Below are 21,375 nucleotides of genomic sequence, written 5' to 3' on the forward strand. Positions count from 1 at the left end.
TGCGCGCCATCCGCACTCCCATGGAGGAACGAATGAACAGGCTCATCTTCGTCGTCGCCGCGCTGGCGCTAGCCGGCTGGGCCTTCGTGGGCAGCGGCGTCGCCGCCGAGAAGGCGGTGCAACTGCCGCCGCCGGCGCAGGACGTCAACGGCACCGCCGCCACCGAAACGGCCGTCTTCGCCGGCGGTTGCTTCTGGGGCGTGCAGGCGGTGTTCCAGCATACGAAGGGCGTCCTCAGCGCGGTCTCCGGCTATGCCGGTGGCGAGCAGGGCACGGCCCACTACGAACAGGTCGGCTCCGGGCGCACCGGGCACGCGGAATCGGTGCAGGTCACGTACGACCCACGGCAGGTTTCCTTCGGCACGCTGCTGCAGGTCTACTTCTCCGTCGCGCACGATCCGACCACGCTGAACCGGCAGGGCCCGGACAGCGGCTCGCAGTACCGCTCCGCGGTGTTCTACCGCGACGCGCAGCAGAAGGCGGTGACCGAGCGCTACATCGCGCAGCTCGATGCAGCGAAGGTGTTCCCCTCCAGGATCGTGACCCAGGTCACCCCCCTGAAGGCGTTCTATCCCGCCGAGGCCTACCACCAGGATTACGCGACGCGGCATCCGGAGTCGCCGTACATCGCGACCTTCGACCTACCGAAGATCGCGAACCTCAAGGCCATGCTGCCGCAGCTTTACCGCGACAAGCCGGTGCTGGTGGCGGCGCAGACCAAGGGTTGACGGGGGCCGCCGCCGCCCCGGGGGACGGCGGCGTCCTACTGCAAGGCACTGCACTCGGGAAGGCCGCACGGCCGGCCAGGCTCCTATGCTGCGACGGTTGGTCCATTGCCGTGCCAGCCCTCACAGCCCCCATGCCAGTCCGCCTGCCCCGTCCCCGCTTCGCCCGCTCCGGTCTTGCCGGCGCGCTGATCTGCCTCGCCGCGGCTGCGGCATGGGCGTCGCCTGAACCCTCTGCGCTCGCGAGTTCCGCGACCGGCGCGGCTGCCACGCACCATGCCGCGGTGGCCCAGCCAGGGCCGTTGGCGCAGTTCGGCTCCACGCGCGTCTCCGCCGGCGTGCGCGAGGTGGCGAACTGGGCCTTCTTCACCCGCGACAACCGCGGCCGGGCGGTGGTGATCCTGGACAAGCACGAAGCGACCGTCTACGCCTTCGACCCCCAGGGCAAGCTGCTGGCGACGGCACCGGCGCTGCTGGGCCTGACCATCGGCGACGACACGCCGCCGGGCGTCGGCGACAAGCCCTTGTCCGAGATCCCGGAACACGAGCGGACCACGCCCGCCGGCCGCTTCATCGCGCAGCCGGGAGAGGACGACACGGGTGTCGACGTCGTTTGGCTGGACTACGGTGCGGCCGTCGCGATGCACCGCGTGATCACCACGTTTCCGGCGCAGCGCCGGCCGGAACGGCTCGCTTCGCCCGATCCCAAGGTGCGGCGCATCTCGTATGGCTGCATCAACCTGCCGATCCCGTTCTACGAGCAGGTGCTGAGCCCCACGGTGCGCAAGATCGGCGCGGTGGTGTACGTGCTGCCCGAGACGCGGCCCCCGGGCGAGGTCTTCGGCTCCTGGGACGTCACCGATCCCGCTGCGCGGCCCCCGGCGGGCGCGCCCGCGGCGTCGGCGCGACCGGCCAGCCCCCAGGCGCACGCGCTGCGCACGGCGGCCGCGGCGGCGGGGTTCTGAGCGTGCCTCAGGAGTCGGCGACGTTCCAGAACGGCCGGATCTCGATGTAGCCACCCGCGCGTGCACAAGGGGTCTCGGCCACCAGGCCGATCACCTCTTCGATAGCATCCGCTTCGATCACCGAAAAGCCCGCGAGCGCGAGCGCATGCTGCGCATAGGCTTGGGTCGTGACGACCGGCTCGTCTTCCCAGTTGCGCACCGTGCGGACTTCCGGGCGCACCGCGGCCATCAGGCTGCCGCGCCGGCGGATCACATCGTCGGCAGCGGTCACGCGCGCCTTGTCGGCTTCACTCAACGCGTTCCACCCGGCTTCATCGCCGTAGGCCAGGCACAGGAACTTCATCGCTACCTCCGGAGGGTGTGGGTGCGAGCGGATTGTGCGGCTGGCTGGACTCTGCTTGGCAAGGCTCACGCCAGCAGTTGGTCCGGCCGGGTGTGCCCGGCCGTGGGAGCGAAGCCACGGCCCGGCGGGACGTGGCCACGCGCCCGTTCGACAATCCGCGCAGGAGAACCCCATGAGCTTGCCGTCGCCCGGGCGCAGGGAGATCGACCACCGCACCATCAAGCTGCTGGTCGGCCTGATCGCGATCACCTTGCCGCTCCTGACCAGCGCGTTGTCCCCCTCGCCGCTCGGCTCGATCAGCGCTTCGTACTACGAAGGCGGCTGGCCGCAGAGCATCTTCACGGGCTTCCTGTTCGCGATCGCCGCCTTCCTGCTGGCGTACAACGGCTACTCGAGGCGCGAGATGGCCTTGAGCAAGACGGCAGCGGCAGCCGCACTGGGCATCGCGCTGTTTCCCTGCAAGTGCGGCACGCACACGGAACTCGTCCCCGGGGTGCACGCCATTTCGGCCGCCGTCATGTTCGTGATCCTGGCCTTCCTGTGCCACGAGTTCCGCCTGCGGGCGCTGGTCAAGGGGTACCCGGAGGCGAAGCTGCGCGCGCACATCTACGTCGCCTGCGGTTCGGTCATCGCGATCTGCATCGCGGTGCTGGCCCTCGATTCGTTCAGCGGCGGCGCCTTGAGCGCGCGCGCTCCGCGGCTGACCTTCTACGGCGAGGCGGCGGCCCTGCTTGCCTTCGGCGTCTCGTGGCTCACGGCCAGTCGCGTGCTGCCGGGGCTGACCACGCAGGGGGAAAGGTTCTCCCCCTTGAAGGAATCGGCGCCGGACTAGCGCCGGCCCGGCGCCGCACGCCCGCTCGCCATCGGCCGCCCGCTACAATGGCGCGACGCGGCTGTAGCTCAGTGGATAGAGTATTGGCCTCCGAAGCCAAGGGTCGTGGGTTCGATCCCCGCCAGCCGCGCCACTGGAAAGCCTTTTCGAGATCTCAGTGACCAGAGGAGGGGCCGCAACGACGCCCGCCGGCTCGGGCACCGCCAGTGGTTCTCCTGCGTCCGGGCCCCAACCGGAGCCGGCCGGCCATCCAGCGTCACGACAGTATCCAGCGGGCGAGCTGCCTTGCTTCCCGATCGCTGATGCGGGGGCGCTCGCTGCCGTTCGGCATCCTCGCGCGACCCCAGTGCGGCCCGAGGTTCGCGTCGTTGCCTTCCTGGATGACGGCCATGAGGCTTGCTTCAGGATTCTTCATCCGCTGGTAGACGGCCTTGATCGTCTGGAAAGACGGACCGATGCTGCCCCTGTCCATGGCGTGGCACTGCATGCACTGCTTCTCTTCGGCCAACTGCGCGTTCGCGAGAGCGGGTCTCGAAGCGCCGAGGGCAAGGAGGGCGATGGCGGCGATCGCGAATTTCACGGATCTTCTCCAGGAGGGAACGCCAGACTCAAGCTACTCGCCAGGTCGCCATCCGGTTTGATGCGCCTCAGGATTCCAACGCCCCGTCCCGCTGCTCCCTGCATCAGAGTTCCACGCGCTGCAGGTGTTCGGCCACGACACAGGACCACTTGTGCTGCTCCTCGATCGCCTGGCGCAGGCTGTCCGCGGCGACGGGCTCGCCGTGCGTCAGGAACACGCGCTTCGGCGCACGCGGCAGGAGGCCGATCCAGCGCAGCAATTCGCTTCGGTCCGCGTGGGCCGAGAGCGAGCCGAGGCTGGCAACCTCGGCGCGAACCTTGACGTACTCGCCGTGGATCTTGATCTCCCTGGCGCCGCCGGCCAGGGCTGCGCCGCGCGTGCCTGCCGCCTGGTAGCCGGCGAGCAGGATCGTGTTCCGCCGGTCCGGCGCAAACGCCTTCAGGTGGTGGACCACACGGCCCCCGGTTGCCATGCCGCTGGCCGAAACGATCACTGCGGGGAAGCGCATGTCATTGAGCTTGCGCGACTCGTCGACTGAATTCACCACCCGCGCCGCATGGCACATCAGGTGGCACTGGTCCTCGTCGAGCCGGTGTTCGCTGCGGTGCTTGTGGTAGATGGCCGTCACGTCGGCGGCCATGGGACTGTTCAGGAAGACCGGCAGGTCAGGAATCCGATGCTGCTGCTTGAGGACGGCGACCAGGTACAGCAAGGCCTGCGCGCGGCCGACGGCGAAAGCGGGCACCACGACGATCCCGCCTCTTGCCGCCGTCCGGTTGATCACTTCGGCGAATTGCGTGGCGGCATCTTCGTGCAGGTGCATGCGGTCGCCGTACGTCGACTCCATCACGACGTATTCCGCAGCCGGCGGGGCGTCCGGCGGGCGCATGAGGATGTCTTCGTCGCGCCCGAGGTCACCGGAAAACAGCAGCGACCCCGTGTCCCAGCGGACGTGCACGCTGGCCGCGCCCAGGATGTGTCCGGCGAGGCCCAGACGCATGCGGACACCTGGAACCGGCTCGAACTCTTCTCCGAACGCCTTGGTCCGGAACAGGGGAAGGACCTTGCGCGCGTCCTGTTCGGTGTAAAGCGGCAGCGCGGGGTGATGCTTCGAGAACCCATGGCGGTTCGCGAAGAAGGCGTCCTCCTCCTGCAGGTGACCGGAGTCGGGCAGCATCAACGCGCTGAGGTCGCGCGTGGCTTCGGTGGCGAACACGGGTCCACGAAAGCCCCGTTGCGCCAGCGCCGGCAGGTAGCCGCTGTGGTCGATATGGGCATGGGTCAGTACCACCGCATCGATGGACCGGGCATCCACCGGGAAAGCATCCCAATTGCGCAGGCGGAGTTGCTTGAGGCCCTGGAAGAGCCCGCAGTCCACCAGCACCCGCTTGTCCTCGTGCTCGAGAAGGTAGCGGGAGCCGGTGACGGTGCCCGCCGCACCCAGGAAGGTCAGACGCATGCCATCCTCCATTCAGGCCAGCCTGAGACACCCAGCCAATGTAGGAGTCGCGGTGCCACGGACCTTGAGCACCGTCAAGCGCACGGCGGCATCCGGACCGCGCCAGTTCCCCCGTCGGCGTACTTCAGCACCGCTTCGGCCTGGCCGGGACGCGCTTGATGGCCATCAAGGTCCTGCGGCGAACGCGCCCTAGATTGGATCCACGTCCTTGCGGGGCGATGGAGGAAGCCATGTCACGGATCGCTCTCGTCACCGGCGGAACCCGGGGAATCGGTGCCGCCACCGCGCTTGTGCTCAAGCAGGCGGGCTACCGCGTGGCCGTCACCTACGCCGGCAATGAAGCGGGCGCCCAGCGATTCCGGGAAGCCACGGACATTCCCGCGTACCAGTGGAGCGTGGCCGACTTCGCCGCTTGCCAACGGGGCGTGGACCGGCTCGCGACCGAGCTCGGCCCGGTGGAGATCCTGGTGAACAACGCCGGAGTGACGCATGACAGCATGCTGCACAAGATGACGCACGAGGCCTGGGAATCGGTCATCGGCATCGATCTCGGCGGCTGCTTCAACATGTGCCGTGCCGTGATCGGTGGAATGCGCGCGCGCAGCTTCGGCCGCATCGTGAACATCGGTTCCGTCAACGGGCAGCAAGGGCAGGTCGGCCAGGCGAACTACGCAGCAGCCAAGGCCGGCATCCTCGGCTTCACCAAGGCGCTCGCGCTCGAAACGGCCTCCCATGGGATCACCGTCAACGCCATCGCGCCGGGCTACACCGCCACCGACATGGTGACCGCCGTGCCGGCCGCCATCCTGGAGACCATCGTCGCCCGCATCCCGGTCGGGCGTCTCGGAAAGCCGGAGGAAATCGCCCGGGCCGTGCTGTTCCTGGTGGCCGACGAGGCCGGCTTCATCACCGGTTCGACCCTGTCCGTCAACGGCGGGCAGCACATGGAGTGAGCCGGGAGACGAGTGTGGCGCAGGCCTCCAGCACCTTGTCGGCATCGACCCGTTCATGGCCGCAAGCGGCCGGCATCGGCGTGCGATGACACGCCCGCCGCGGCGGCGCTCATTGCATGGCCGTCCCGAAACCCGGATACACCATGAAGGGCTCCGAAGGATGGTCCGCCCGATCAATCTTCCCTGGAAGGTCGTTGGCGCGGCCGTCGCCGTAGGTGCACTCCTCGGGCTTCTCATGCGTGGCAGCGGTCGATGACCACGCGTGAGCCGTGGACGCGGCTAAACGTCCACGGCTCCCGAATGACGAACGCCCGTCCGGCGAAGCACCGCGCGGGCGTTCTTGCATGCCTCAGGCGACGAAGTCCTGCGGCTGCGCGGCGAATTCCGCAGCGCCGATCACCCCGAGCACCTCCGGCGCCGCGGCGGCCAGTGCGCCGTTGTGCGCATAAACCATCGCCAGCTCGCCACCCACGGCCGCCGTGTCGCTTCCCGACACCAGGACACCCTCGAGAGCGGGCTGCAGCGCCCAGTTGGGCGCCGCGCCCTGCTGCTCGAACTGCGACGCCAGTCCGGCGAAGTCGAAGGTGACGACCTTGCTGTGATGCAGGACATCGGCCGCCGTCGGGTCGTAGTCCGCCGTGCCGTCGATCACCATCTGCAGCGTGGACACCGTCTGCTGGCCGGCGAACCAGTCCTTCAGCACGAGACCCTGGCCCGCGCCGGTGGACAGCGTCAGATCGTTGCCACCGCGCGTGAAATGCAGGTCGGCGAACTGCACCTTGCCCAGCGACAGGGTGTCGTTCTGCGCGCCGGAAGCCGCCACCGTGTCCAGGCCGTCGCCCGCATTGAACGCGATCACCTGCGCATCGGCCGCGCCGGTCTCGATGCGGTCGTTGCCGGTGCCCCCCGCGAGGAAGGCCTTGCCGCCGGCCTGCAGGGTGTCGGCGCCCGCGCCTGCGTCCATGGCGCTGCTGCCCTCGAAGTCCCGCAGCAGGTCGTTGCCGGCCAGCCCTTGCAGGAAGTCGTCGCCGGCCTGGCCGTCCAGCGTGTTGGCGCCGGCGTTGCCCGTGATCCGGTTGGCCAGCGCGTTCCCCGTGCCCGCCACGGCGGCCGCGCCCGTCAGCACCAGGTCCTCGACGTTGGCGTCCAGCGTCCACGCGACCGCCGACTTCACCGTGTCCACGCCCTCGGCGGCCTGCTCCAGCACGCTGTCATGCAGGCCGACGACGTAGGTGTCGTCGCCGGCGCCGCCGGCTAGCACGTTGGCCGCGCTGTTGCCCGTCAGCACGTTGTCCTGCGCATTGCCGGTTCCGTCGATCGCCGCCGTCCCGGTCAGCGTCAGGTTCTCGAGGTTGTCGCCCAGCGCGTAGCCCAGCGAACTGCGGACCGTGTCCGTGCCCGCGCCGGCGTTCTCGATCACCACGTCACCGGCGGCATCGACCACGTAGGTGTCGTTGCCGGCGCCGCCCGCGAGCGTGTCGTTGCCCGCCTTGCCGTCGAGGGTGTTGGCCCCGCTGTTGCCGGTGAGGCTGTTGTCCTCCGCGTTGCCGGTCCCGGAAATCCCGGAGCCGCCGGCCAGCACCAGGTTTTCCACGTTGAGGCCCAGCGTGAAGCTGGTGCTCGCCACCGCAGTGTCCGTACCTTCGCCCCCGTTCTCGACGATCGTGTCGATGGAGGTCACGAAATAGGTGTCGTCGCCGGCGCCGCCCGCCAGCACGTTGGCCGCCGCGTTGCCGTGCATCTCGTTGTCGAGGGCGTTGCCGGTGCCGCTGATGGCGCCTGCGCCGGTCAGCGTCAGGTTCTCCACCGTGGCAGCGAGCGTCCAGCTGACGCTGCTCTGCACGGTGTCGCGCCCTTCGCCTGCGTTCTCGACCACCAGGTCGCCGGCGTTGTCGACGACGTACGTGTCATCGCCCAGGCCGCCGGCCAGGATGTCGGCACCGGCCTTGCCGTCCAGGACGTTGGCGCCGTCGTTGCCGGTGATCTCGTTGGCCAGCGCGTTGCCGGTTCCCTTGAGGTTCGCCACGCCGGTGAGCGCCAGGTCCTCGAGGTTGGCGGCAAGTGTCAGCGAGACGCTGCTGATCACCGCATCGCGGCCTTCGCCGGCGGCTTCGCCCACGATGTCCAGCACGCTGTCGACCAGGTAGGTGTCGTCGCCGGCGCCACCCCGCATGGTGTCGCGCCCGGCGCCGCCATCGAGCACGTTGTCGGCGCCGTTGCCGGTGAGGATGTTGGCCAGTTCGTTGCCCGTGCCGTCGATGCTCGCCACACCGGTGAGCGTGAGGTTCTCGAGGTTGGCACCCAGCGTCCAGCCCACCGAACTGCGCACGGTGTCGGTGCCGGCCCCTGCGGCCTCGATCACGACGTCGCCGGCCTCGTCGACGACGTAGGTGTCGTTGCCCAGGCCGCCGGCCATGGTGTCGGCGCCGGCTGCGCCGTCCAGCGTGTTGATGCCGGCGTTGCCGGTGATCACGTTGTCGGAGGCGTTGCCCGTCCCGGAGACGTTGACCGTGCCCGTGAGCGTCAGGTTCTCCACGTTGGCGCCCAGCGTGAAGCTCACGCCCGAGCGCACGGAGTCCAGGCCTTCGCCGGCCTGTTCCACCACGCTGTCGCCGAAGCCCACGACGTAACTATCGTTGCCCAGTCCCCCCGCGAGCACGTTGGCGCCGGCGTTGCCGGTGATCACGTTGTCCGCCGCGTTGCCGGTGGCACTGGCCGCGGCCGCGCCCACCAGCGTGAGGTTCTCGAGGTCCGCGCCCAGGACGTAGCTGATGCTGCTGTTGACGGTGTCGGTGCCTTCGCCGCTTTGCTCCACGACCACGTCGCCGGCGTTGTCGACGAAGTAGCTGTCGTTGCCCAGGCCGCCGGTCAGCGTATCGGCGCCGGCCTTGCCATCCAGCGTGTTGTTGCCGGTATTGCCGGTGATCACGTTGGCCAGCGTGTTGCCGGTGCCGGTCACGCCCGCCAGCAGCTTCAGGTTCTCCGTGTTCGCCCCGAGCGTCCACGAGCCGGAGGACACGACCGTGTCGACGCCCGCGTTCGCCTGCTCCACCACCGTGTCGCCCAGGCCCACCGTATAGCTGTCGTCGCCCAGGCCGCCGGACAGCACGTTGGCGGCGCCGTTGCCGACGATCACGTTGGCCAGCGCGTTGCCGGTGCCGTCGATGGCGGCCGTGCCGACCAGCGTCAGGTTCTCGAGGTTTTCGCCCAGCACGTAGGTGACGGAGCTCTTCACCGTGTCCGTGCCCTCCAGTGCGTTCTCCAGCACCTGGTCTCCGGCCGCATCGACGACATAGGTGTCGTTGCCGGCGCCGCCACGCAGGGTGTCGTTGCCGCCCTGGCCGTCCAGGGTGTTGTTCCCGGTGTTGCCGGTGATCTCGTTGTCCAGGCCGTTGCCCGTGCCGGAGATGTTGCTCGCGCCGCCCAGCACCAGATTCTCGACTTCGGCGGCGAGGCCCAGGGTCGTCGTCACGACGGCCGTGTCGATGCCCTCGCCCGCCTGCTCCACGATGGTGTCCAGCGCCGTCACGAAGTAGGTGTCGTTGCCCGCGCCGCCGCTCAGCACGTTGGCCGCCGTGTTGCCGCGCATCTCGTTGTCCAGGGCGTTGCCGGTGCCGTTGATGGCCGCGGTGCCCGTGAGCGTGAGCTTCTCCACGTTGGCGCCGAGCGTCCAGTCGATGCTGGCGAGGACGGTGTCGTCGCCCTGGCCCGCCTGCTCCAGCATCGTGTCGCCGGCGCCGACGATGTACGTGTCGTCGCCAGCGCCTCCGGCGAGCACGTTGGCGGCGGCGTTGCCGGTGATCACGTTGGCCTGCGCGTTGCCTGTACCGTCGATCGCAGCGGCGCCGGTCAGCGTCAGGTTCTCGAGGTTCGCACCGAGCGTCGTGCTCACGCTGGCGCGCACGGTGTCGACACCGGCCGCGGCGTTCTCCGTCACCGTATCGCCGGCGTCGTCGACGACATAGGTGTCGTCGCCCGCGCCGCCGGCGAGCGCATCGGCGCCGCCCTGGCCGTCCAGGACGTTGGCGCCGGCGTTGCCGGTGATGGTGTTGGCGAGCGCGTTCCCCGTGCCGTCGATCGCGGCCGCCCCGGTCAGGACCAGGTTCTCGACGTTGCCGCCCAGCGTGTAGCTCACGCCGGAACGCACCGTGTCCGTGCCTTCGCCGGCGTTCTCGGTCACGCTGTCGCCGGCATCGTCCACCACGTAGGTGTCGTCGCCCGCGCCGCCCGCGAGGCTGTCGGCACCTGCGCTCCCGTCCAGGGTATTGGCCGCCGCATTGCCCTGGATCACGTTGGCCAGCGCGTTGCCGGTGCCGTCGATCGCGGCACTGCCGGTCAGCGTCAGGTTCTCCACGTTCGCGCCCAGCGTGACGCTGAGGCTGGCGAGGACGGTGTCGGTGCCTTCGTTCGCGTTCTCGGTGACGGTATCGTCGGGAGCGTCGAGGACGTAGGTGTCGTCGCCGGCACCGCCGATCAAGGTATCGCCGCCGAGCAGCCCGTCGAGGACGTTGTTGCCGCTGTTCCCCGTCAGGACATTGTCCACCTCGTTGCCGGTGGCGGACACGTTGGCCGTTCCGATGAGGGTGAGGTTCTCGAGGTTGGCGCCCAGCGTCCAGTCGATCGCGGAGTCGACCTCGTCCTTGCGGCCTTCGCCGGCCAATTCGATCACCGTGTCGCCAGCATCGACGAAGTAGACGTCCTCCCCGAGGCCTCCGATCAGCACGTTGGCAGCAGTGTTGCCGGTAAGGACGTTGTCCAGGTCGTTGCCGGTGCCGTTGATCGCATCGGTTCCGGTCAGCGTCAGGTTCTCGAGGTTCGCGCCCAGCGTCCAGCCGATGCTGCTCTGCACGGTGTCCTTCACGCCCTCGCCGGCGTTCTCCACCACGACGTCGCCGGCGTTGTCCACCACGTAGGTGTCGTCGCCCGTGCTGCCGATCAGCGTGTCGGCCCCGCCCAGGCCATCCAGCACGTTGTCGGTGTCGTTGCCGGTGATGGTGTTGGCCAGCGCGTTGCCGGTACCGTCGATGCGGTTGGTGCCGGTCAGCGTCAGGTTCTCGACGTTCGCCTCCAGCGTCCAGTCGATACTCGTGAACACCGAATCGATGCCCTGGTTGGCCAGTTCCACGACGGTGTCGCCGGCGTCGACGAAGTAGGTGTCGTTGCCCAGGCCGCCGGTGAGGATGTTGCGCCCGCTGTTGCCCGTCAGGACGTTGTCGAGCGCATTGCCGGTTCCGTCGAGCTTGTTGCCGGCACCGACCAGCGTGAGGTTCTCGACGTTCGCCGCCAGCGTGTAGCTGACGCTGGCTTGCACGGTGTCCGTGCCCTCGCCGGCGTTTTCGATCACCACGTCGCCCACGTCGTCCACCAGATAGGTGTCGTTGCCGGTGCCGCCGCTCATGGTGTCGGCGCCGGATCCGCCATCGAGCAGGTCGTTGCCGCCGTTGCCGATCAGGGTGTCGTTGCTGCCGCGGCCATCGAAGATGTCGTCGGCGGCGGTGCCTGTGAGGATGTCGGACTGGGCGGTGCCGGTGAAAATGGCCATGGAATGGGCTCCCTTGATGTGACTTGCTTGCACGCACCTGCTGCGGCTGGGCAGCAGGTCGTCGATGAACATGGAACGGGGCGCCCGCGCGCAGGTGCGCAGCGGACGCGGATCGGCAGGCAGGCAGGCGTGCGCGCCGTCGAAGGCACGCCCGTCGCTCGCTTGGCGACGGTTGCTGGGTGTTCTTCCTCCCTCCCTTGCCGCGCCGCTGGACGACCGGCACGGCGCTACGCGTTGGAACGAATGCGGCTGAAGCTGTTCGACTTCTTGTTGCGAAACGGGTGCAAGAAGCGGACCATCGATCCGTGTGAAAACTTTCGCATGCTGCGAGCGTCGGCGGGGAGAAATCCCCGGCGCAAGACCCAACTCCGCGGAAAGCTTGATCCACGGCAAGGTTCTTCCCCCACTCCCGGGGGCGGCCGGAAGCGACGGTCCCTCGCGTCTCGCCTTCGAACCCACATGACAGGAAAGTCGCGTGAAGTGCCGCCCATCGACACGTGACTTCTTCACGTCCAGGCGGGCCTTCTGTCGCGCAGGCCGTCGCGCGTGCAATTGCGGCTTCACTCTTGCTTGCAGGGCCGATACTCTGCGCGGTTGCTTCTCGCCCCCATGCCCATCCCATTGAACCGCCGCCCCTGTTGCGGCAGCGTCCGAGCACGGCGCTGCACTGCATGCGGCCGCCGCCATCCCTCATGAATTCGGATGAACTCCGGGCCGCGGTCGCCCAGACGGCGCCCCTGCTGCGCACCGCGGCCCTGTTCGCCCTCGCCGGGGCGCTGCTCCTGCTCGTCCCGAGCTGGTACATGCTGGAGGTGTACGACCGCGTGGTCGGCAGCCGCAGTCACTCCACACTGGCCATGCTGACGCTGCTGGCCGTCGCCGCCTACCTGGTGATGGAGGTGATGGACTGGGCGGCCGCCAGCGTGCTGCGCGCCGCGGGCGCCCGCTTCGAGCGGCAACTCACACCGCGCGTGTTCGATGCCTGCTTCGCTGCCCGCCTGCGCAAGCTGCCGGCCGGCAGCCTGCAGCCGCTGCAGGACCTGCATCTGCTGCACGTTTTCTTCCCGGGTCCCGCGGTGCGCGCCGCGCTCGAGCTGCCGGTCGCGGCCGTGTTCCTGGCGGTGGTGGCGGCGATCCACCCCCTGCTCGGCTGGCTCACGCTTGGCGGCGCGCTGGTGCAGGCGGCCGTGGCGTGGGCCAACGAACGCAGTACGGCGCAGCGGCTGGTCGCCGCCAACCGCGCTGCGCGCGAAGCGCAACTGCAGGTGGACGCGTCGCTGCGCAACGCGCAGGTCATCGAGGCGATGGGCATGCTGCCGGACATCCACCGCCGCTGGATGCAGCGCCAGCGTGACTACTTGGCGCTGCAAAGCCTCGCCTCCGACCACGCCGGCACCTGGCAGGCCGCGTCCCGCTTCGTGCAGACCACCATGGCCTCCGCCCTGCTGGGCGTGGCCGCGTGGCTGATCCTTCGCGGCGAACTGCACAACGGAGGCGGCCTGATGATCGTGGCCTCCACCCTCGGCGGCCGCGTGCTGGCGCCGCTGGTCACGCTGATCGCGCAGTGGCGCAGCGTCGCGGGCGCGCGCGATGCCTGGCAGCGCCTGTCACGACTGCTGGCAGCCCTGCCTGCGGCGACCCCCGCCATGGCGCTGCCGGCCCCGAGCGGCCGCTTCGCCGCCGAGAACCTCGTCGTCCCGGTGCCGGGCACCGGCATCCCGGTGCTGCGCGGCGTGCGCTTCGCGCTCGAGCCAGGCGAAGTGCTGGCGGTGGTCGGCCCGTCCGCTGCGGGCAAGACGACGCTGGCGCGCGCGCTGGTGGGCCTGTGGCCTTCCACGGGCGGCCGCGCACGCCTCGACGGCGTCGATGTCGCCGCCTGGGACAAGGCCGAACTCGGGCCCCACCTGGGCTACCTGCCGCAGGCGGTGGAACTGTTCGACGGCACGGTGGCCGACAACATCGCGCGCTTCGACACGCCGGACCCGGCCAGCGTCGAGGCGGCAGCGCGCAAGGTGGGCCTGCACGACACGATCCTGGCGCTGCCCCAGGGCTACGCCACCGAGATCGGCAGCGACGGTGCGCGCCTCTCGGGCGGCCAGCGGCAGCGTCTGGCGCTGGCGCGCGCCTTGTACGGCGATCCCGTGTTCGTCGTGCTGGACGAACCCAACGCGAGCCTGGACGAGGCCGGGGAGCGGGCCCTGGCCGAAGCCATCGCCGCTGGCAAGGCGCGCGGCACCACCTTCGTCGTGATCACACACCGGACGAGCATCCTGGCGGTGAGCGACAAGATGCTGGTGCTGGCCGACGGCCAGATGCAAGGCTTCGGTCCGCGCGACAAGGTGCTGGCGGCGCTGCAGGTGGCGAATGGCGACACGCGCCGGCAGGGCGAGCCGCCACGCAGTCCTGCAGCGGCGCGACCGGGCGTGCTCGGCTGGCCAACGCGCCAGGAGGAGGCGTGATGCGCGCCGCCTCGCACGCCAGGCAGGACGCCGGCGCCCTGCTGCGCCCGTTCCGCCGCGAGTTCGCTGCCGTGGGGGTGTTCAGCGGCGTGGCCAACCTGCTGCTGCTGGCGCCCACCATCTACATGCTGCAGGTCTACGACCGCGTGCTGGTCAGCCAGAGCGAGCTGACGCTGCTGGCCGTGTCCGTCATCACCCTGTTCCTGTTCGCCGTGCTGGCGTTCGCCGAGGGCGTGCGGTCGCGCGTGCTGGTGCGCACCAATACACGCCTGGACCGGCAGCTGGGCACGCAGGTCTTCAACGCCAGCTTCGAGGCTTCGCTGCGCGAGACCGGTCACAGCCCGGCGCGCTCCTTCGCCGACCTGGCCGTCGTGCGCCAGTTCCTCACCGGGCCGGGCGTGTTCGCCTTCTTCGACCTGCCCTGGGTTCCGATCTACCTGGGCGTGAGCTTCTTCCTGCATCCGATGCTGGGCTGGGTGTCCACCGCCTTCGCGGTGCTGCAGGTGCTGCTGGCCCTCTTCGGCCACCAGCGCACGGCCGGGCCCGCCGAGGCCGCGGCGCGCAGCGCCTCGGAAGGCGACCTGTACCTGCAAGCCAAGCTGCGCCATGCCGAGACGCTGGACGCCATGGGCATGCTGCCGCGGCTGCGCGCGCGCTGGCGCCAGCGACGCGAGGCGGCGCTGGCCCTGCACGCGGCCGCCGCCGAACGCAACCAGCGCATCGCCAGCCTGAGCAAGTTCGTGCGCTACACGCAACAGTCGCTCACGCTGGCCGCCGGGGCGCTGCTGGTGATCGACGGCCAGCTCACGCCGGGCGCCATGATCGCTGCCAACGTGCTGGCGGCGCGCGCGCTGGCGCCGATCGACCACGTGGTGGGCAACTGGCGCGCCTTCGTCGGCGCCCGGGGCGCCTGGCAGCGCCTGCGCGGCCTGCTGCAGTCCTTCCCGCTGCAGCCTGCTCAGGAGCCGCGCGCGCGTCCCGCCGGGGCAGTGCGACTGCGCGGGCTGACCGCCAGCGCACCGGGGCGCGCAACGCCGATCCTGCGCGGAATCGACCTGGACATCGAGGCCGGCCAGACCCTCGTGATCCTTGGCCCCTCCGGCTCCGGCAAGTCCACGCTGGCGCGCTGCCTGGTGGGCATCTGGCCGGACGCGCAGGGCGAGGTGCTGCTCGATGGCCGGCCGCTGGCGGGCTGGAACCGCGAAGCGCTGGGCCCGCACGTCGGCTACCTGCCGCAGGACGTGGAGCTGTTCGACGGCAGCGTCGCAGAAAACATCGCCCGCATGGCCGTGGCCGAGCCGGCGAAGGTGATCGCGGCCTCGCGCGCCACCGGCCTGCACGATGCCATCCTGCGCCTGCCCCAGGGCTACGACACGCCGATCGGCGAGGCCGGCGGCGTGCTCTCCGGCGGCCAACGCCAGCGGCTGGCGCTGGCGCGTGCCCTGTATGGAGACCCGGCGCTGCTGGTGCTGGACGAGCCGAATGCCTACCTCGACGACGCTGGCGAGCTCGCGCTGCTGCAAGCCATGCGGGAGCTGCGCCGCCAGGGTCGCACGCTGGTGCTGGTCACGCACCGCCTGCCGGCGCCACAGCTGGCCGATCGCGTGCTGGTGCTGCGCGATGGCGCCGTCGCCGCCTACGGGCCGCCCGCGCAAGTGCTGTCCTCCGGGCCCGCCGGCGGTGCGCCCGGCGCCGCCCTTCCCCAACCTGCCTGAGTCGAAGCTGAGCGAGTTTCCATGGCCCTCGTCTCCTTTTCCCGCCGCAACGCGCGGCCGCCGCCCCCGCCGGCCGAAGAGGCCCAGCCCGCGCCGGCCGGCGAAGACGCGCGCCGGCCGGTGCGCATCGGCCTGGCGGTGCTCGTCCTCGGTTTCGGCGGCTTCCTGTTGTGGGCGTCCGTGGCGCCGCTGGACGAAGGCGTGGTCGCGCCGGGCAGCGTCTCCATCGATACGCGGCGCAAGGCGGTGCAGCACCTCACCGGCGGCATCATCAGCCAGGTGCTGGTGCACGAAGGCGAACGGGTACGCGCCGGCCAGCCCCTGGTGCGGCTCGACGCCGCCGCGGCCAAGGCCAACTACGAGTCGGCCCGGCAACGCTACCTGGGCCTGCGCGCGGTGCAGGCGCGCCTGCTGGCGGAGCAGGCCGGCGCTGGCCAGATCGCATGGCCCAGCGAGCTCGTCGAGGCCGCACGCGATCCGCTGGTGCGCCAGCAGATGGACAACCAGCAGCAGCTGCTGGCATCGCGTCGCGCGGCGCTCGCCGCCGAAGTGCAGGCGCTGCAGGAAAGCGTCCGCGGCCAGGAAGGCCTGATCGTGTCGTACCGCCAGATGATGGACAGCCGTCGCGGCCAGCTCGCGCTGCTGCAGGAGGAGCTGAAGAACACGCGCGAGCTGGTGCAGGAAGGCTACGTGCCGCGCAACCGCCAGCTGGAACTGGAGCGCATGGTGGCCGACTCCGTCACCGCGCAAGCCGACCTGCAGGGCAATGCCGTGCGCGCGCAGCAGGCGATCCTGGAATTGAAGCAGCGCGAGCTGGCGCGGCGCCAGGACTATCGCAAGGAGATCGAGCAGCAGCTCGCCGACGTGTCGCGCGACGTGATCGCCGAGGGCGAGCGCTTCCGCTCGGTGCGCAACGACCTGGAACGCACCGAGATCCGGGCGCCGGCGGACGGCCAGGTGGTGGGACTCGCGACGCAGACGGTCGGCGGCGTCGTGCAGCCGGGGCAGAAGCTGATGGACATCGTGCCCGAGCACGATCCGCTCCTGCTGGAGGCGCGGGTGCCGCCCCAGTTCATCGACCGGGTGCATGCGGGACTGGCGGTGGACATCCGCTTTTCCTCCTTCGCGCATTCGCCGCAGCTGGTCGTCGCCGGCCAGGTGCGCTCGGTGTCCGGCGACCTGATCACCGAGGGGCAGAACACGCCGCCCTACTACCTCGCGCGCGTGTCGGTCACGCCCGAAGGCCTGCGCGCGCTCGGTCCGCGCCAGCTGCAGCCGGGCATGCCCGCCGAAGTCGTGTTCCGCACCGGGGAGCGCTCGCTGCTCACGTACCTGCTGCATCCCCTGGCCAAGCGCATGGCGGCCTCGATGAAGGAGGAATGAGCTTGAGGGCACGGAGCAAGAGCGCGGCGTGGCTGCGCTGCCTGGCGCTGGCGTGCGCCAGCGGCGGGTTCGTGCCGGCAGCCGGCGCGATGGACCTGCTGCAGGCCTGGCAGGCCGCCGTGATCAACGACGCGCAGCTGCGCGCCGCGCGCGCCGCTGCAGCATCGAACCGCGAACGGCTGCCGCAGGCGCAGGCGCAGCTGCGCCCGCAGGTGAACCTGAGCCTGCAGCGCAGCCGGAACGACCTGAACAGCGAGTCGGCCGGGCCGCTGGGACGGCCGGTGCAGGATCAGCTGGTCTACACGAGCGCGGCCGATTCGCTCACCGTGCGCCAGCCGATCTACCGCCCGCAGTTGCGGGCGCAGGTGCGGGTGGCCCGCGCCCTGGTGGAGAACGGCGAGGCCGTGTTGCAGCAGGAAGAGCAGCGGCTGGCGATGCGCGTCACGCAGGCCTACTTCGAAGCGCTGCTGGCGGAGGAGCAGCTGCGGCTGGTGGGCGTGCAGCAGGCCGCCACCACCGCGCAGCTGGAGGCCGCCCGAAAGGGCTTCGCCGGCGGCAGCGGAACGCGCACCGACATCGAGGAGGCCCAGGCGCGACTGGACCTCAACTTCGCGCAGGAGCTGGAGGCGCGCCAGGCCGTCGAGTTCACGCGCCGGCAGCTGGCGCAGATCGTCGGCCAGCCGGTGGCGCAGCTCGCGCCGGTCGACGCCGAGCGGCTGCCGCTGGCGATGCCGCAACCGGCGCTGCTGGAGGACTGGCTGGCGCGCGCCCGCACGGCGAGTCCGGAGCTGCGCGCCGCGGCCGCGAACGTGGAAGCGGCGCGCCAGGCGGTGGAGCGCGCGCGCGCCAATCACCTCCCGACCCTGGATGCGCTGGCGCAGGTCGTGCGCAGCGACAGCGACAATCCCACTCGCGTGGACACCCGCTACACGCAGAAGGCGATCGGGCTGCAATTGAACGTGCCGATCTACCAGGGCGGCCTGGTCGACTCGCAGGTGCGGCAGGCGCTGGCCGACGTCGAGCGCAGCGAGAGCGTGCTGGAGGCCACTCGCCTGGACCTGGAGGCGCGCGTGTTCCGCGAGTTCCGCGGCGTCGGCGAAGGCATCGCGCGCATCCGAGCCCTCGAGCAGGCCGTGCGCTCGGCAGAACAGCTGGTGCGCTCCAGCCGCCGCTCGCAACAGGGTGGCAGCCGCAGCGTGCTGGACGTGCTGAACGCGGAGCAGCAACTCGGATCGGCGCAGCGCGACCTCGCGCAGGCGCGCTTCGCCTACCTGCTGTCGCTGGTGCGGCTGCGAGCGCTGGCCGGCGAATGGCAGGATGCCTCGCTGGCGCAGGTCAACGGCTGGCTGCGGCCCTGAGGTCAGGCCTGCCTGGGCGGGATGTCCAGCCCGCGCTGCACCGCGGGCCGCGCCACGAAGGCATCGAGCACGCGCCTGACCTCGGCGAAGCGCTCGAACTCCACGAGCTCCCCCGCGCCGTAGAAGCCCACCAGGTTGCGCACCCAGGGGAAGATCGCGATGTCGGCGACGGTGTAGTCGTCGCCGACCATCCACTGCCGGCCCCTCAGGTGCTGGTCCAGCACGGCGAGCAGGCGCTTCGATTCGCTGACGTAGCGATCGCGCGGGCGCTTGTCCTCGTAGTCCTTGCCGGCGAACTTGTGGAAGAAACCGAGCTGGCCGAACATGGGCCCGACGCCTCCCATCTGGAACATCAGCCACTGGATCGTTTCCCAGCGGCGTGCCGGCTCCTGCGGGATCAGCTTGCCGCTCTTCTCGGCCAGATAGAGCAGGATCGCGCCGGACTCGAACAGCGGCAGCGGCTGCCCGCCCGGGCCTTGCGGATCGATGATGGCCGGGATCTTGTTGTTCGGGTTGAGCGACAGGAACTCGGGCGAAGTCTGGTCGTTGCTCTCGAAGCCGACGCGATGCGGCTCATAGGGCAGCCCCGTTTCCTCCAGCGCGATCGACACCTTCACGCCGTTGGGCGTGGGCAGCGAGTAGAGCTGGATGCGGTCGGGGTGGCGGGCCGGCCACTTCTTCGTGATGGGAAAGGCGCTCAGGTCAGGCATTCGGTTTCCTTGCTGCGAAACCCGCGAGGCTACGTGCAACCTGCCGCGGGATCAACCCGCTGCGGCGGCTTGCTTCATGAAGTGGGCGACCCCGACGATCTTCTCGACCGGCACGACGAAGGCGATGCCCTTGCCGGTTTCGTTCAGCTCCGCGGCCCGCACGATCTCGGCGAGGATGGTGTCGACCAGGTCGGCCCGCACCACCGTCAGCACGATCTCCTTCTCCGGCTCGATCGAGACGCCGAAGATCTTTTCCTGCTCGTTGATGCCGCCGCCGCGGCCGACCAGCACGGTACTGCCGCGCGCACCGGCCTGCACGGCGGCTTCCAGCACGGTGCTGCCCCAGCCGCGGCGCACGATGCTGACGATCAGCGATGTCTTCATGACGGCGACTCCTTGCGTTGCCCCTTGCGGCCCACCACGATGCCCAGCACCATCACCGACAGCGCTGGCGCCAGCGCGATCAGCGCGACCAGACCCAGGCCGTGGACCAGCGGATCCTGCCCGCCCATCGTCGACGAAGCACCGAAGGCCAGCGCGAGCAGGAAGCTGTTGGCCAGCGGCCCGGTGGCGACGCCGCCGGCATCGGCACCGATCGCCACGAAGTCGGTGCGGCACAGCCACATGGCGCCCAGCATGATGCCGTAGCCGGGCACCAGCAGCACCAGCAGCGGGATCTCGTGGTCGATGCGGAACAGGCCCAGGCCGACCGCCAGCGCGACGCCCACGCACACGGTGACCAGCACGAGACTGCGGCGGATCGATCCGCCCGAGGCTTCCTCCACCTGGTCGGCCAGGATGCGCACGGCCGGCTCACCCCAGGTGGTGACGAACCCGAGCAGCACCCCGAGCGGCACCACCAGCCACTGCTGCGGCAGCGCGCCGAGTGCTTCGCCGGTGATCCGCCCGAAAGGCAGGAACGCCAACCCGACGCCGAGGAGGAAGAGGAACAGCCCCAGCGCCGCCAGCACCGTGCCCAGGAGGATGCGCCGCACTTCCCTGGCCGGCATGCGCAGGAAGAGCGCCTGGAACACCAGGAAGACCAGCGCGAGCGGCAGGATCGCGAGCAGCACGCTCCAGCCGGTCTCCAGCACCTGCTCCAGCCAGGGCGCGGCATTCATCGCGCGAACACTCCCAGCAGCAGGATCGCGAGGATCGGACCGATCGACGCCAGGCCCAGGAGCCCGAAGCCGTCCTCGGAAGTGGAGCGCCCGGCCAGCACGGAACTCACGCCGAGGGCCAGCGCCAGCAGGGCCGGCGCGGCCACCACGCCGGTGGTCACGCTGCCGGCGTCGTAGGCGAGCGGAACGAAGCTCGCGGGCGCGAGCAGCGACAGTGCGATGACCAGCAGGTAGCACGCGGCCAGCAGGGTGCGGAAGGAAGAACCGCGGACGATGCGCAGCAGCGCGACGACGGCCAGCAAGCCGACGCCCACCGCGATGACGTACACGAGTTGCTGGCCCGAGATGGCACCTTGCGTGACCCGGTCGACCTGCTGCGCGAGGATCAGCACGTCGGGCTCGGCGGCCGTGGTCGCGAAACCCATCGCGAAGCCCACGATGGCGATGAGCCAGGCGGAGCCCTTCGTGGGCAGGTCGGCCCCGATGTAGCGCCCCATCGGCAGCACGCCGATCTCCACCCCGGCGAAGAGCAGCAGCAGCCCCAGCACCACCAGCAGCGCGCCGCCGAGGAACTCGAGGAACAGCGGCGCCGGCGCGTGGACGACGGTGAACTGCAGCACGCACACGACGGCGATCAGTGGAGCGATCGACTGCAGGACTTCGGGCAGGCGTTCGCGCAGCAGCGCGAGGAGGACGGCCCCGGCGCCGCGTCGTGCGGGCGAGGGGCTGTCAGTCTGCCGTGCAGCCGTTGCGGGCTGGGGACGGGTGCGACGGGAGGGAGAGCTCACGCGTGCCGATTCGATGCTGTGCCGCTGCATGCATCGTGGGTCCCCTGCGGCGCGCTGTCATTGCGCGAGCGCAATCACGCGGTCAGGTTTTCGCGAGCCGGAAAGAAGAAACCCGCGGTACGCTTGGGGCGCCACGGCGGGTCGATCGAGTTGGTTGCGCGGGCACGCACTGGCATTTCCTACACAACCTGCACCGTCGTGGTCGTCCCAGCGAGAGCCCGCAGGGCTGGTCCCTCCAGCTAGTACTCGGTTCGTGGCGTTCCCTTCGAATGCCCGGCACTACGGGTCACGCATGTACGGCAGCACGACCGGCAAGCAACGAGGAGCTGCCCTCGGACTGGTCGCGGTATCGCTGTTGCGAAGGAACGACATGGCCTAGTTGCCGAGCGCCTCTGTTACCGACCAGCTGTGAGCCGAATCACAACCCAGGACACACGGGAAG

At 70.1% G+C, this 21,375-nt stretch carries 16 protein-coding genes and 1 tRNA gene; 9 read left to right on the plus strand and 8 right to left on the minus strand.

The features are described 5' to 3' along the window. Positions 1–32: 32 nt before the first annotated feature. On the plus strand, positions 33–728 hold the full coding sequence (gene msrA / locus JI746_RS09705; protein ID WP_201688956.1) for a peptide-methionine (S)-S-oxide reductase MsrA: 696 nt from the start codon (positions 33–35) through the stop codon (positions 726–728). A 131-nt stretch (positions 729–859) separates the two neighbouring features. Further along, entirely contained in the window at positions 860–1,690 is an 831-nt protein-coding gene (locus JI746_RS09710) for a L,D-transpeptidase family protein (RefSeq protein ID WP_201688957.1), read from the plus strand. Positions 1,691–1,697: 7 nt separating this feature from the next. Here the strand turns inward: JI746_RS09710 and JI746_RS09715 are convergent, their stop codons facing one another. After that, the gene (locus JI746_RS09715) at positions 1,698–2,033 is read right to left on the minus strand and encodes a YciI family protein (RefSeq protein ID WP_201688958.1); all 336 of its coding nucleotides are present in this window, start codon (positions 2,031–2,033) and stop codon (positions 1,698–1,700) included. Positions 2,034–2,205: 172 nt separating this feature from the next. On the opposite strand from JI746_RS09715, the gene JI746_RS09720 reads away from it, so the two are divergent. Both JI746_RS09720 and JI746_RS09725 read left to right on the plus strand, forming a co-directional pair. Beyond that, positions 2,206–2,865: a hypothetical protein gene (locus JI746_RS09720; protein ID WP_201688959.1), complete on the plus strand. Its 660-nt coding sequence runs from the start codon at positions 2,206–2,208 to the stop codon at positions 2,863–2,865. 57 nt (positions 2,866–2,922) lie between these two features. After that, positions 2,923–2,998, plus strand: a tRNA-Arg gene (locus tag JI746_RS09725). A gap of 123 nt (positions 2,999–3,121) precedes the next feature. On the opposite strand, the gene JI746_RS09730 is transcribed toward JI746_RS09725, so the two are convergent. After that, complete coding sequence (locus JI746_RS09730; protein WP_330892978.1) at positions 3,122–3,445, minus strand: c-type cytochrome; 324 nt, start codon at positions 3,443–3,445, stop codon at positions 3,122–3,124. Positions 3,446–3,548: 103 nt separating this feature from the next. After that, positions 3,549–4,904, minus strand: coding sequence for an MBL fold metallo-hydrolase RNA specificity domain-containing protein (locus JI746_RS09735; protein ID WP_201688960.1), 1,356 nt, complete (start codon positions 4,902–4,904; stop codon positions 3,549–3,551). Positions 4,905–5,134: 230 nt separating this feature from the next. Here JI746_RS09735 and phbB point away from each other — a divergent pair, with 230 nt between their 5' ends. Beyond that, on the plus strand, positions 5,135–5,857 hold the full coding sequence (gene phbB, locus JI746_RS09740; protein WP_201688962.1) for an acetoacetyl-CoA reductase: 723 nt from the start codon (positions 5,135–5,137) through the stop codon (positions 5,855–5,857). A 349-nt stretch (positions 5,858–6,206) separates the two neighbouring features. On the opposite strand, the gene JI746_RS09745 is transcribed toward phbB, so the two are convergent. Then, on the minus strand, positions 6,207–11,399 hold the full coding sequence (locus JI746_RS09745) for a beta strand repeat-containing protein (RefSeq protein WP_201688963.1): 5,193 nt from the start codon (positions 11,397–11,399) through the stop codon (positions 6,207–6,209). A 692-nt stretch (positions 11,400–12,091) separates the two neighbouring features. Here JI746_RS09745 and JI746_RS09750 point away from each other — a divergent pair. From JI746_RS09750 to JI746_RS09765, 4 genes are read left to right on the plus strand one after another with little or no spacing between them, the layout of a single operon-like run. Beyond that, on the plus strand, positions 12,092–13,858 hold the full coding sequence (locus tag JI746_RS09750; protein WP_201688965.1) for a type I secretion system permease/ATPase: 1,767 nt from the start codon (positions 12,092–12,094) through the stop codon (positions 13,856–13,858). After that, positions 13,858–15,573, plus strand: coding sequence for a type I secretion system permease/ATPase (locus JI746_RS09755; protein ID WP_201688966.1), 1,716 nt, complete (start codon positions 13,858–13,860; stop codon positions 15,571–15,573). The genes JI746_RS09750 and JI746_RS09755 overlap by 1 nt, the downstream gene beginning before the upstream one ends. A gap of 21 nt (positions 15,574–15,594) precedes the next feature. Continuing rightward, a complete protein-coding gene (locus JI746_RS09760; RefSeq protein ID WP_201688967.1) occupies positions 15,595–16,956 on the plus strand; it encodes an HlyD family type I secretion periplasmic adaptor subunit in 1,362 nt (453 codons plus the stop codon). Continuing rightward, positions 16,953–18,314 carry a TolC family outer membrane protein gene (locus tag JI746_RS09765; protein ID WP_201688968.1) on the plus strand — a complete coding sequence of 454 codons (1,362 nt, stop codon included), beginning with the start codon at positions 16,953–16,955 and terminating at the stop codon, positions 18,312–18,314. The genes JI746_RS09760 and JI746_RS09765 overlap by 4 nt, the downstream gene beginning before the upstream one ends. 2 nt (positions 18,315–18,316) lie before the next feature. Here JI746_RS09765 and JI746_RS09770 read toward each other — a convergent pair whose 3' ends face one another. From JI746_RS09770 to JI746_RS09785, 4 genes are read right to left on the minus strand one after another with little or no spacing between them, the layout of a single operon-like run. Then, complete coding sequence (locus JI746_RS09770) at positions 18,317–19,024, minus strand: glutathione S-transferase N-terminal domain-containing protein (RefSeq protein WP_201688970.1); 708 nt, start codon at positions 19,022–19,024, stop codon at positions 18,317–18,319. A 51-nt stretch (positions 19,025–19,075) separates the two neighbouring features. Continuing rightward, positions 19,076–19,408, minus strand: coding sequence for a P-II family nitrogen regulator (locus JI746_RS09775; RefSeq protein ID WP_201688972.1), 333 nt, complete (start codon positions 19,406–19,408; stop codon positions 19,076–19,078). Further along, the gene (locus JI746_RS09780; protein ID WP_201688974.1) at positions 19,405–20,145 is read right to left on the minus strand and encodes a DUF1538 domain-containing protein; all 741 of its coding nucleotides are present in this window, start codon (positions 20,143–20,145) and stop codon (positions 19,405–19,407) included. The genes JI746_RS09775 and JI746_RS09780 overlap by 4 nt, the downstream gene beginning before the upstream one ends. Beyond that, the gene (locus JI746_RS09785) at positions 20,142–20,933 is read right to left on the minus strand and encodes a DUF1538 domain-containing protein (protein WP_201688976.1); all 792 of its coding nucleotides are present in this window, start codon (positions 20,931–20,933) and stop codon (positions 20,142–20,144) included. The genes JI746_RS09780 and JI746_RS09785 overlap by 4 nt, the downstream gene beginning before the upstream one ends. Between the last annotated feature and the right edge of the window lie 442 nt (positions 20,934–21,375).

Source organism: Ramlibacter alkalitolerans, from assembly GCF_016722765.1.
In the GTDB taxonomy this organism is placed as follows: domain Bacteria; phylum Pseudomonadota; class Gammaproteobacteria; order Burkholderiales; family Burkholderiaceae_C; genus Ramlibacter; species Ramlibacter alkalitolerans.